Source organism: Sphingomonas sp. CCH9-E2 (genome assembly GCF_001557215.1).
Lineage (GTDB): Bacteria > Pseudomonadota > Alphaproteobacteria > Sphingomonadales > Sphingomonadaceae > Sphingomonas.
This window is the reverse complement of the sequence record NZ_LSJM01000405.1, coordinates 1-11,358: the sequence shown is the minus strand read 5'-3', so window position 1 is coordinate 11,358 and position 11,358 is coordinate 1. Positions and strand designations below refer to the sequence as shown.

Below are 11,358 nucleotides of genomic sequence, written 5' to 3'. Positions count from 1 at the left end.
CTTTCATGGTCCAGACTATCATAGTCTCTGGGCCACTCAGCGGGGGGCAGATCAGACTGGCGGACCTCCTCGACCCGCACCATGAAGCGGTCGAAGCAATCGCCGCGCGTTCCTACCGGCACGTCGAACTCCATCCGATCATAGACGTCGTACGGCTGAGACTTGCGCAAATCCCACGGTATGCCAGTCGCGCGCAGGCACGGTCCTGAGAAGCCCCAGCGTACGGCATCGTCACGGCTGATCGTGCCGATATCGACATTGCGCTGGAGGAAGATGGGGTTGCGCTCGACCAGCGCGATCGCGTCCTCGAACAAGCGCGGCAGGCGCGTGTCCAGCCAGTCGGCAAGGTCCGCGAGCAGCTTGAGTGGCACATCCTCGCGCACGCCGCCGGGTCGGAAATAATTGGCGTGCATGCGCGCGCCCGACGCGCGCTCATAGAAGTTCATCGCGTCTTCGCGCAGCTCGAACAGCCACAGGTTCGGGGTCATCGCGCCGACATCCATCACATGGCTGCCCAGGTTGAGCAGGTGGTTCATGATCCGCGTCAGCTCGGCGAACAACACGCGTAGATACTGGCCGCGAAGCGGCACCTCGAGATCGAGCAGCTTCTCGATCGCGAGGACGTAGCTGTGCTCCATGCACATCGGCGCGCAGTAATCGAGCCGGTCGAAATAGGGGATCGACTGGATATATGTCTTGTACTCGGTGAACTTTTCGGTCCCGCGATGCAGCAGCCCGACATGCGGATCGACCCGCTCGACCACCTCCCCGTCGAGCTCAAGCACAAGCCGCAACACGCCATGCGCCGCCGGATGCTGTGGCCCGAAGTTGATGGTGAAGTTCTGGATGCGGGTTTCCTCCGCCTCCACGCCACCGTGCATATAGGCGGTGACCTGATCGTCGGGCAGCTCGTCCGGTTCGCGCATGCTTCGCTCCGCTGGCCCCCGCCGACGGCTCAGCTATTGCAATTATCGAATGCGCGCGCACTCACCTGAGTTTGTTGTCTGCGCAGCCAGTGATTGGCAAAGCTCATAATGCGGTTCGTCCCGCCGGAGCTGAGGTACCGCGTCGCTTTCGCGATAAAGTGGTCGGGGAGACAGGATTCGAACCTGCGACATCCTGCTCCCAAAGCAGGCGCGCTACCAGACTGCGCCACTCCCCGACGCGAAGCGGCCCGCCTAAACGGGTCGGACCATAAAGGCAATGCGCTGGTGGGCCCGGCAGGACTTGAACCCGCAACCTAGCCGTTATGAGCGGCCAGCTCTAACCAATTGAGCTACAGGCCCCGCCAGCGCGTTCCGCCGATTACGGGCGATCCGTCGCCCCCGCAAGCGCCGTCAGGATCTGATCGTGCGAGGCGGGCGCGATGCCCAGCCGGTCGAGCAGATCGAACGCACGCTCCCACCAGCGGCGAAACGCCGCCAATTCGGCCGCGTCGCGCACATAGGGGGTATAGCCCGGCGCAGCGGATGGCGAGTGGTAGGAGAACATTAGCAAGCGCACATCCGAGTCGGCGGCGACCTTGATCGCCTCCAGCGCCAGCTCGATCGGCATATCCTCCGGCGTCAGCGCGACGCGCGACGCCAGGCGCAGCCGCGATGCCACCCCGCGACCGCGCGGCACTCGGCCCAGCGCCTCGTGCAGGCGAATACCCCCGCGCCGCAGCGCGCCGGTGTAGACGGTGGTCAGCGGAATCTCGATCAGATCGCCCTCCCCCGTCGCAAAGGCGTGGTTCGGGATCCTCCGATAATCCGGCCCGCCCTCCGCCGCATAGCTATAGCCCGAGCGCATCGACGTATCGACGCGATAGCCCGCCGCCGCCAGCAGGCCGAGCGTGTCGGGCCCGAGCCCGTAGCGCCCGGTCCGCATCATCACCGGTCGCCGCCCGAACGCTTCGGCGATGCCATCGGTCAGCGCCGCGATCTTGGCCGCCTGCAGGTCGCGCGGCAGATTGCCGAGGAAACTGTTGCGCGGGCTCACCAGCTCGTCATGCGGTGGATTGACCCAGGGATGGAGCTGCGACCCGATCGCCGATGCGCCATCGGCCATGATGCCCTTCAGGATATCGATCGAGCGCGCACAGCGGACGATCGGGTCGTCGATCATATAGGTGGCGGGAACGCCATGATCCGCGAACAGCGCATGGATGCCCGGCAGCGCATCCATCGCGCGCGTCCCGCGGTTTTCGCGCGCCAGCGGCTGCGACCAGTCAAACTCTTCCTCGGTATCGACGAACACGGCAAAGCGCGTGCCGAAGCTGTCCGGCCAGCGCACGGCGGCATCCGCTGGCGGGGCCGACGGCCGATAGCCGCCCGGTTCGGATCTGGGTTTCGCCGCGCTCTTCACAGGCGCGGGTTTAGCGCGCCTGTTCCAAAGACTTGGTTACCATCGCGGGCAGCTCGAGCGTAATCGCCGCATCGGTCACCTTCAGGCCGCCGCCCAGCTCGCGCGCGATGTTGCGCACCAGCCGCAGCGCAAAGCCGGTGCCGAGCAGCGCGGCGTCCTCATCCTCGTCATCGAGGTTGAACAGCGCATCGCCCTCGTAAGCCGCCAGGGCTTCGGGCCGGTCGAACGTGATCGCCACCAGCGCACCCACCTCTTCCACCGCGATGCCGACGCGCTCGCCATCGCGCGCTGCGGACAAGAGCGTGGCGAGGAGCCGCGACAGCATCCGCTCGATCGCGCGGGCATCGCCCCGCACCACGGGATCGTCGATCGGCAGCGCGATCCATGCGCCGCGCAGTTCCGCCAGCGCGGCCAGATCATCGGCGATGCGCGACAGCAACGGCCGCAACGTGACTTCGCTCGACCCGAGCGTCAGCGCCGATGCCTCGATCCGCGCCGCGATGTCGAGATCGTCGATCGCCGCGAGCAGCGCACGCGCATGCATCCGGATCGTCCCCGCGCGTTCGCGATAGACCGGCGGCGCATCGCCCAGCATTTCGCGTTCGATCATCTCGGCAAAGCCAGCGATCGCATTGGTCGGGGTGCGCAGTTCGTGCATCAGCTGTCGCAGCGAATCCGCCGCCGGGCTCGACGGCGGCGGTATCGAAGGTGCCGCACTCTCCTCCCGGCGCGGGCGGCGCGCGGTCCCGCGATAGCCGGAGAAGCGCCCGGTCGCGCGGTCGAATGCCGGCGCACCCGAAATCCGCCATTCGCCGGCCGCGTCCGATTCGCCGACGACCATCAGCCGCGCGTCGCTGAACACCGCGCGCTGGCGCAGCGCCCCTGCTGCGACGCCGTCGGCGCGCGAGGCATCCCCCGATGCATTGAGTTCGAGCGACAGGCCGATCAGCGGCGCGCGCGACACGCCCTCGACCCAGCGGATCACGCCCTGCTCGTCGGTCTCGAAGCGGAACCCATCGACGCGCACGGGCTGCGGGGCGTGCGCCGCGCGCTCCTGCTGCAGCGTGTAAAAGGCGTCGATCCGCGCGACGACCTCGGCAATCTCGAACGGACCCGCCGGCTCATCGACGAGCGCGTCCGATCCGGTCGCGTCGTCCTGCGCATTACCCAGAATGAAGACATCATCCATGTCCGAGCCGTGCCCGTCACCGGACTCGGCGGCAAGGGGCAATGCGACGGATGGTTCGGCGTCGGTCCCGCTTTGGGTCGGCTCGATCGCGGGCTCAGCGATGGGCTCGGGGATTGGCGCGCTCAGGCCCTCGCCTTCCAGCGCTCGCGCGACCGCAGGGATCGACAATGCCGCCGCGCCGACCGACACGAAGGGCAGCGTGTTGGCAGGCACTTCGGCGGCCTGCGGCGGCTCGACCGGCTCGAGCACGGGGCGCAACCGCATCCGCACGCGCGATTCGACCCGCGCGACCGCATCGAGCACCGATCCGGCCGCGGTGATCGCGGCGGCATCCGGCACAGCCTCCTCAACGGAAGTCGGCAAAGCGTCCGCAACCGGCTCATCCTTCACCGCAACCGGCTCTGGCTCCGGCGGCGCATCCGTGAGGACCGGCTCGGACGCGCCAATGGGCGTGATCGGCGTTTCGACCGCCACGGGCTGGGCTTCGTCCACCGCTTCGGCCGGTTCAGCCGGCACCCCCTCCGCGATTTCGGCGGTGACTGCATCGATCGCATCCGCTGGCGCAGCGCCGGCGGCAGCGACCGGCTCCGCACTGCTTTCGGCAACGAGCTCGGCGGCATCGATAACATCCGCGAACGGCGCCTCGACCTCCGAAAGCGGCTCCGGCGCAACCGGCAGCAGCACCTCCGCCCCGGCCGTTACCGGAGCATCGTCAACCGCCGCCGCCTCGACGGGTTCGGACGGCGCAACCGCATCGGCCTCCGCCTCAGCAACCGCCCCCGTCACCACGAAATCGACCGACCCGAATGTCTCGAGCGCCCGCTCGATCCCCGGCGGCAGGTCGCGGCGCGTGCGAAGCACCGATCGTGCTGCAGCCGAAAGGCGCGGCAACAATTCGACCCACTCCCCCGACGTCATCCGTGCCGTACGCAGCAGCGGCGCAGCGACCGAGATGTGATCGAGCGCGCACAGCGCGACCAGCGGCGCGGGGGGATTGCCCTGTTCGAGCGCTCGGGCACTCGCCGCGCGCACCCCGATTGGCACATCGTCGCGAATCCGCCGCAACAGGTTGAACGCGCGCGCATCCGCCGCTATCCGGCGCCGACCGATCAGGTCGACCAGCTGACGCCACGCCGACGCCTTGCCGAACGATGTCGAAACATCGCCGGCCAGAACGGTCTCCAGGGTGTCGTCGTAACGCAAGAAACGGTCTGCCCAATCGGGCCGGAAATCGGCCGGTAAGGATTCCTTAACCCGCCCGAAGCCCCCGTGGAAACAGGAGAATTCGTCCCGAATGTGCGCCGTCGCATAGTGGGACAATTGCGCTTGCAAGTAATTATATTATGTCTAACTCGCGCGTTGCGACCGAATCATGTGGCGCTGGGGAATCATCAATGGCTTTCGACGATATCGACCGTCAGATCATGGCACATCTGCAGGATGATGGGCGCATGACCAATGTCGACTTGGCCGATCGCGTCGGCCTCACCGCTCCGCCGTGCCTGCGCCGGGTGCGCGCGCTTGAGGAAAAGGGTGCGATCCGCGGCTATCATGCCGATCTCGACCCCAATTGGCTCGGCTATACCATCACCGTCTTCGCCATGGTCAGCCTCAAGAGCCAGGCCGAATCCGATCTCGAAGCGTTCGAGGCGCATGTTGCCGCGATTCCCGAGATTCGCGAATGCTACATGCTCAACGGCGATATCGACTTCATCCTGAAGATCGTCGCGCGCGATCTGAGCAGCTTTCAGCAATTCCTGACGACCCGCCTGACCACCGCGCCCAATGTCGCGCATGTCCGCACGTCGCTCACCATCCGCACGTCGAAATCGCAGCCGGGCGTGCCAGTCGACTGAAACGAAAAGGGGCGGCACAATGGCCGCCCCCTGCTATTCCGCCGACCTCAACCTCAGGCGGCAGGCGCCTGATCGAGCCAGGTCGTCCAGAAGCGTGCAACTTCGCTGCGCGGCGTGGCGCTCACTGCCTGGAACGCCGCCTTGGCTTCGGCCTTCTGGCCCAGCATCGCCAGCGCGATGCCAAGGCGCGTGTTCACCAGATTGGTGTCCACCCCACCCTTTTGCAGCGCGACGCGATACAGCTCGGCCGCCTTGGTGAAGTTGCGGCTGCCCAGATAGGCGTCACCGACATTCTTCGCCGGCGTGCCATTGGCTGCGGCGGTTGCAGTCTTTTCCTCGGCGGCCAGCGACCCCTCGGCCTTTTCACGCACGACGGCCGAGCGGTACAGCTCGTTGATCGCCGCATTGGTCGCCTGGATCTTGCCCGCTGCGCGACCTTCCTCGATCACCGCCTTGGCTTCCCAGGGCAGGCCGCGGCGCTGCGCCAGATCGGCATATTCCTGATAATCGAACTCGCCGCCCATCGCCTTGGCCGCGCGCATCAGGCGAAACACGTCAAGCTGCAGGTCGGCGTCCATCGGAACGCCCTTTTCGCGCGTCTGCTCCATGTAGATCAGCAGCGTCGCGCGCCAGCCTTCGGCGCTCGGATAGGCGGCCATCTGGCGGCCCAGCCACTCGCTCGCCGCCGCCTTCTTGCCGCCGCGATACAGGCGATCGACCGCGATGCGATACCATGCCAGCGGCGCTTTACGGCCAGCGGCTTCCTCGACCTTGATCGCGGCGTCGATGCTGGCCACCGCAGCCTCGACCTGCCCGGCATCGAACTGCGCCTGCGCGATCGCCAGGTTGAGGTTCCCGCCATTCGGCACATAGCCCAGCTCGCGCGCCTTCAGCAGGAACGGGATCGCCTCAGCCGGCTTCTTCATCCCCTGCGTGATGTCGCCGCGGAAGAAATAATATTGCCCCATGTTCGCCGGATCCGTCTTCGGATTCGCGATCAGCGCGTCGAGCGCCCGGACCGTGGTCGGATTGTCCTTGAGGTTGGCCGAGGTGGTCAGGCGGAAATTCGCGACAAAGAACTTCTCGTCGTCATTGGTCGCCAGCGCCTCAAGCGCGTCCAGCTTGCCAGCTGCGCCCTGATAGTCCTTGGCCTTGATGAGCGCCTCGACCTCGGTCGCCGCCTTGCGGAACGCGTCGCTCAGCTTGTACTTGGGTGCCTCTTCCTTCTGCTTTTTCTGCGCGACGGCCGGTGCCGACGCAGCGAAGGGCACAGCCAGCAGAACCGCCGCGGCAAGCGCAGCCTTGGAAACAGACTTCATCCGGAACTCTCCTCACGCGTGTGTGCGTAGCGGTTGACGCGACCCGCTCTAGTAATCCGTCCCGCCCGGTCAAGGCGGTGTATCGCGGTTCGCGCTTGCGCACCCGTCTGCTGAACGCATTTTGAATGGCCCGGCTCCCGAAATGAGACGCACTGGCACCCGTCCTCGCGTGCGCGCGCACGCGGGTGCGCGGGCTTGGCAGGTGGTCGCGGGGCGGCTAGAGCGGTCACAACACTGAAACAACCCTTCGAAAGCACCGATTCTTGACCGACGAGACCGTCCTCGCGGACCCTTCCGATATCACCCCCATCTCGATCGTTGACGAGATGAAGACCAGCTACCTCGATTACGCGATGAGCGTGATCGTGGCGCGCGCTTTGCCCGACGTCCGTGACGGCCTGAAGCCGGTCCACCGCCGCATTCTCTACGCGGCGCAGGAGGGCGGCTATCTCCCCGGCCGCGCCTATCGCAAGTCCGCCCGCCTGGTCGGTGACGTGATGGGTAAATATCACCCGCACGGCGACAGCTCGATCTATGACGCAATGGCGCGCATGGCCCAGGACTGGGCGATGCGGGTGCCGCTGATCGACGGTCAGGGCAATTTCGGCTCGATGGATCCCGATCCGCCCGCCGCGATGCGCTACACCGAAGCGCGCCTCGCCAAGGTGGCGATGTCGCTGCTCGACGATATCGACAAGGACACGGTCGACTTTCAGGACAACTATGACGGCTCCGAAAGCGAGCCGACCGTCCTGCCCGCCCGCTACCCGAACCTGCTCGTCAACGGCGCGGGCGGCATCGCGGTCGGCATGGCGACCAACATCCCGCCGCACAATTTGGGCGAAGTGGTCGATGCCTGCCTTGCCTATATCGACAATGGCGCGATCACGATCGAAGAGCTGATGGAGATCGTGCCCGGTCCGGACTTCCCGACCGGCGCACAGATTCTCGGTCGTTCGGGCTGCCGCAGCGCCTATCAGTCTGGCCGCGGCTCGATCATCGTGCGCAGCCGCTATATCACCGAACAGCGTGGTGAGCGTCGCTCGATCGTCCTCACCGAAATCCCGTACCAGCAGGGCAAGAACGCGCTGGTCGAAAAGATCGCCGAAGCCGCCAAGGAAAAGCGGGTCGAGGGGATCAGCGACATCCGCGACGAAAGCTCGCGCGAAGGCGTGCGCATCGTCATCGACCTTAAGCGCGACGCCACGCCCGAAGTCGTGCTCAACCAGATCTGGCGTAACACCCCGGCGCAGCAGAGCTTCCCGGCCAACATGCTCGCGATCCGCGGCGGCCGCCCCGAACTGCTCAACCTGCGCGACATCATCGAAGCGTTTGTCAAGTTCCGCGAGCAGGTCATCACCCGCCGCTCGAAGTTCGAACTCGCCAAGGCGCGCGACCGGGCGCACATCTTGCTCGGCCTGGTCATCGCGGTCACCAATCTCGATGAAGTCGTCCGCATCATCCGCGGCTCGTCCAGCCCGGCTGCGGCGCGCGAATCGCTGCTGATGCGCGACTGGCCGATCGCCGAGATCGCGCCCTATATCCGCCTCGTCGAAGCGGTCGAAGCCGAAGTGACCGGCGACACCTATCGCCTGTCGGACGTTCAGGTCCGCGCGATCCTCGATCTGCGCCTGCACCGCCTCACCGCGCTCGGCCGCGACGAGATCGGCGACGAGCTCAAGGAACTGGCCGACTCGATCGCCGAACTGCTCGAAATCCTCGCTAACCGCGCCAAGCTCTACGAAGTGCTGCGCGAGGAGCTGGTCACCGTCCGCGACCAGTACGCCACCCCGCGCCGCACCGAAATCGCCGCCGCCGCCGACGGGATCGAGGACGAAGACCTGATCGAGCGTGAGGACATGGTCGTCACCGTGACGATGCAGGGCTATATCAAGCGCACCCCGCTCGACGCCTTCCGCGCTCAGGCGCGCGGCGGCAAGGGTCGCGCCGGCATGGCGACCAAGGACGAGGATGCGATCACCGAGCTGTTCGTGACCTCGACCCACACCCCGGTGCTGTTCTTCTCCACCCTCGGCCGCGTCTATCGCATGAAGGTGTGGAAGCTGCCCGAAGGCGGCCCCGCCACGCGCGGGCGCCCGATGATCAACCTGCTGCCGCTGGCGGCCGGGGAAACTATCTCGACCGTCCTCCCCCTGCCCGAGGACGAGAGCGAGTGGAGCAAGCTCCACGTCATGTTCGCGACCGCCAAGGGCAATGTCCGCCGCAACAGCATGGACGCGTTCACCAACGTGCCCAGCAACGGCAAGATCGCGATGAAGTTCGAGGGCGAGGACGAGGACGACCGCCTGATCGGCGTCGCGCTGCTCGACGAGGGCGACGACGTCCTGCTCGCCAGCCGCGCGGGCAAGGCGATCCGCTTCGCCGGCGACGAAGTGCGCGAATTCCAGAGCCGCAACTCGACCGGCGTTCGCGGCATGCGCCTGCTCGGCGACGATCAGGTCATCTCGCTGTCGATCCTCCACCGCGTCGGCACCACCGCCGAAGAGCGCGAGGCCTATCTCCGCTTCGCCCCGTGGAAGGCGGAGAAGGAAGGCGAGCCCGACCTGTCGCCAGAGCGGTTCGAGGAGCTGCGCGCCAAGGAACAGTTCATCCTCACCGTCTGCGCCAATGGCTATGGCAAGCTGTCCTCGGCCTATGAATATCGCCGCACCGGTCGCGGCGGTCAGGGCATCACCAATATCGACAATATCGCCCGCAACGGCGCGGTACTGGCCAGCTTCCCGGCGACGCAGTCGGACCAGCTGATGCTCGTCACCGACCAGGCCAAGATGATCCGCCTGCCGCTCAGCTCGCTGCGCGTCATCGGTCGTGGCTCGGCCGGCGTGCGCCTGTTCCACGTCGCGCAGGACGAGCATGTCGTCAGCGCCGCGCGGATCGAGGAGAGCGAGGAGGACGCCGGGGTCAACCTGGCCGATGGCGAAACCGAAACCGCACCCGTGCCCAACGCCACCCCAGGCGACGACCTCGCCTCGGGGCCGGAGGGCGGTGAATAATCTTCGTAGCGTAACCGAAATGGGTTAGGCTCCCCCGGCCAGCCTCCGGGGTAGCCGTCCCATGCAATACAGCCTGCTGAAATCCCGCATTCCCGCCGCAGATCGCCCGCGCGTCGTCGCGCACCTTCAGCGGCTGATTGCCCAGCTCGACCGCGACATCCCCGACAAGGACAGCGAGCGCAACTTGCTGCTCGCCACCTGGAACATCCGCGATCTCGGCAAGGCCGGCAAAGGCTGGGGCCATGGCAACCGCCTGCCCGAAAGCCTGTTCTACATCGCCGAGATCATCTCCCGCTTCGATTTCGTCGCGGTGCAGGAGGTGAACGAGCTCGGCCCCTGGTACGACATCATGGCGATCCTCGGCCCCGACTGGGACTTCATCGCCACCGACGTCACCCACCGCAAACTCGGCGGCAATGGCGAACGGCTGCTCTACGCCTTCGACAAGCGCAAAGTGTGGTTTCAGAAGATCGCCGGCGAAATCGTCCTCCCCGCTGACATGCTCATCTCCGCCACCACCGGCGACAGCACCGACAAGCTCGCGCAGGGTAAGCAGTTCCGCCGCACCCCGTTCATGGCGCGCTTTCAGTCCGGCTGGTTCAAGTTCGATATCTGCACCGTCCACCTCTATTATGGCGACGAGCGCGGCGCGGAGCTGCAGGAACGGATCGCGGAGATCGACCGCGTCGCCAAATACCTCGCCAGCCTCGCCGATATCGCCAAAGACAGCGGCCGCGCGACGATCCTGCTCGGCGACTTCAACATCGTGCATCCCGAGCATGAGACGATGAAGGCGCTCAAGGCGCACGGCTTCAAGACACCCAAACGGCTCGACGCGCCCAGTAATCTCGACCGCACCAAATATTACGACCAGATCGCCTTCATCGCCGACCCCACGGTGATCGACTATATCGACAGCGGCCCGGCCTCCGCGCGCAACGCCGGCATCTTCGAAATCTTCGAAAGCATCTTCCGCCCCGAAGACCTGCCCGACTATCAGTCTGCCGCCGCCGCGACGACAGAGGGCAAGAAGGCGACCGATCTCGCCAGATATTATGCCGACGATTGGCGCACCTGGCAGATTTCGGATCACAAGCCGTTATGGGTGCGTTTGAACACCCACCATGCCGCGCGCTATCTCGCGACGCTCGCGGCAAGCTGAAGGACGCCGCATGACCGATCGCCCCGCCACCGCCTACAAGGTGCTGACCGCCCCGCAGATGGCCGATCTCGAAGCGGGCAGTTTCGATGGCGCGCCGATCGACATTCAGGACGGCTATATCCACCTCTCCACCGCCGCCCAGCTGACCGAAACCGTGGACAAGCATTTCGCCGACCAGCCGGACCTGTGGGTCGCGGCAGTCGATCTCGAAGCATTGGGCGACGCGATCCGCTGGGAAGTCTCACGCGGCGGCGCGGAATTCCCGCACCTCTATGGCGCACTCACGCTGGAGACGGTGGTCGCCTACTCACCGCTCGAACGCACCGAAGACGGCGCGGTCGCACTGCCCGTCACGGGCTAGGGTCTCGCAACGGGTGTTGGCGTGTATGCCTCTCCCCTCCCGCTTGCGGGAGGGGTCGGGGGAGGGCCTGTCACCACGCACCGCACCCCGCTTGGACAGCCCCTCCCCTAA

8 protein-coding genes and 2 tRNA genes are annotated in these 11,358 nt (G+C 66.1%); 4 read left to right on the top strand and 6 right to left on the bottom strand.

The window, feature by feature from the left end; genetic code table 11:
• From AX681_RS18290 to AX681_RS22935, 5 genes are all read right to left on the bottom strand, one after another.
• The coding region (locus tag AX681_RS18290) for an NADH-quinone oxidoreductase subunit D (RefSeq protein ID WP_066661526.1) at nucleotides 1–881 on the bottom strand (881 nt) is incomplete at its 3' end.
• Between the two features lie 204 nt (nucleotides 882–1,085).
• Nucleotides 1,086–1,162, bottom strand: a tRNA-Pro gene (locus AX681_RS18285).
• 47 nt (nucleotides 1,163–1,209) lie between these two features.
• A tRNA-Ile gene (locus AX681_RS18280) sits at nucleotides 1,210–1,286 on the bottom strand.
• A 19-nt stretch (nucleotides 1,287–1,305) separates the two neighbouring features.
• Nucleotides 1,306–2,274: a WalW protein gene (locus AX681_RS18275; protein ID WP_197421970.1), complete on the bottom strand. Its 969-nt coding sequence runs from the start codon at nucleotides 2,272–2,274 to the stop codon at nucleotides 1,306–1,308.
• Nucleotides 2,275–2,356: 82 nt separating this feature from the next.
• Nucleotides 2,357–4,738: a sensor histidine kinase gene (locus tag AX681_RS22935; protein WP_066682587.1), complete on the bottom strand. Its 2,382-nt coding sequence runs from the start codon at nucleotides 4,736–4,738 to the stop codon at nucleotides 2,357–2,359.
• 191 nt (nucleotides 4,739–4,929) lie between these two features.
• Here AX681_RS22935 and AX681_RS18265 point away from each other — a divergent pair, with 191 nt between their 5' ends.
• Nucleotides 4,930–5,391, top strand: a complete 462-nt coding sequence (locus tag AX681_RS18265) for an Lrp/AsnC family transcriptional regulator (protein ID WP_066664016.1) — start codon at nucleotides 4,930–4,932, stop codon at nucleotides 5,389–5,391.
• Between the two features lie 53 nt (nucleotides 5,392–5,444).
• Here AX681_RS18265 and AX681_RS18260 read toward each other — a convergent pair whose 3' ends face one another.
• Nucleotides 5,445–6,710 (bottom strand): hypothetical protein, encoded by a 1,266-nt coding sequence (locus tag AX681_RS18260; RefSeq protein WP_066664018.1) that lies wholly within the window; start codon nucleotides 6,708–6,710, stop codon nucleotides 5,445–5,447.
• Between the two features lie 263 nt (nucleotides 6,711–6,973).
• On the opposite strand from AX681_RS18260, the gene gyrA reads away from it, so the two are divergent.
• The 3 genes from gyrA (at nucleotide 6,974) to AX681_RS18245 (ending at nucleotide 11,247) form a co-directional block, all read left to right on the top strand.
• A complete protein-coding gene (gene gyrA, locus AX681_RS18255) occupies nucleotides 6,974–9,724 on the top strand; it encodes a DNA gyrase subunit A (RefSeq protein ID WP_066664020.1) in 2,751 nt (916 codons plus the stop codon).
• A gap of 61 nt (nucleotides 9,725–9,785) precedes the next feature.
• Entirely contained in the window at nucleotides 9,786–10,886 is a 1,101-nt protein-coding gene (locus AX681_RS18250; protein WP_066664022.1) for an endonuclease/exonuclease/phosphatase family protein, read from the top strand.
• 10 nt (nucleotides 10,887–10,896) lie between these two features.
• On the top strand, nucleotides 10,897–11,247 hold the full coding sequence (locus tag AX681_RS18245) for a DUF952 domain-containing protein (protein WP_066664028.1): 351 nt from the start codon (nucleotides 10,897–10,899) through the stop codon (nucleotides 11,245–11,247).
• Nucleotides 11,248–11,358 lie beyond the last annotated feature (111 nt).

What these genes read in the sequence shown, in the direction of transcription:
- AX681_RS18265 (WP_066664016.1), top strand. Translation starts at nt 4,930, where the DNA reads ATGGCTTTCGACGATATCGACCGTCAGATCATGGCACATCTGCAGGAT.
- AX681_RS18260 (WP_066664018.1), bottom strand. Translation starts at nt 6,710, where the DNA reads ATGAAGTCTGTTTCCAAGGCTGCGCTTGCCGCGGCGGTTCTGCTGGCT.
- AX681_RS18250 (WP_066664022.1), top strand. Translation starts at nt 9,786, where the DNA reads ATGCAATACAGCCTGCTGAAATCCCGCATTCCCGCCGCAGATCGCCCG.
- AX681_RS18245 (WP_066664028.1), top strand. Translation starts at nt 10,897, where the DNA reads ATGACCGATCGCCCCGCCACCGCCTACAAGGTGCTGACCGCCCCGCAG.